This is a genomic window from Acinetobacter sp. AKBS16, assembly GCF_002899995.1.
Taxonomy (GTDB): Bacteria; Pseudomonadota; Gammaproteobacteria; order Pseudomonadales; family Moraxellaceae; genus Acinetobacter; species Acinetobacter baumannii.
This window is the reverse complement of record NZ_POYH01000104.1, coordinates 1-481: the sequence shown is the minus strand read 5'-3', so window position 1 is coordinate 481 and position 481 is coordinate 1. Positions and strand designations below refer to the sequence as shown.

At 39.3% G+C, this 481-nt stretch carries 1 protein-coding gene; it reads right to left on the bottom strand.

The window, feature by feature from the left end:
- Window positions 1–481: FAD-dependent oxidoreductase (locus C1642_RS18850; RefSeq protein WP_171304731.1), on the bottom strand; the 481-nt coding region annotated here is incomplete at both ends.

Here is a 481-nt window from a genome sequence, read left to right as displayed (position 1 = left end):
TAGATGTCGGTGTCGCCACAATAACGCGGTCAAATGTACCTTGGTCACCTTTTTCATTTTCGACCAGTACTTTTTCACCTTGTAGCTCAACTTTTTTAATTGCCGAACCGCTATGGATATCAATGCCTTTAATTAAGCTGTCTACAAATGCAGGTGTACCGCCTTTCATACGCAACAACATGTCGCCATCAGTTAAATGACGCAAAAACTCAAGAAGGTTTTTCGCAGGCCAATCACCAATTGTTTTTGGGTTACATGTACAAATCGTATAAAGCACCGGCATAACTACACCATGCCAGAATACTTCTTCAATATCGTTCTGATTAATAAATTCAGCGAGAGTAATATCTTGATTTTTAGATTTAAAGAACTGGTGAATCGCAGTTTTTAATTGCAGCATCCCTTTTACCAGACGCCAGCCATATTGCTGGATACCTTTACGGTTATTGATAATTGGGAAATTACCAATACGGCTACGAGA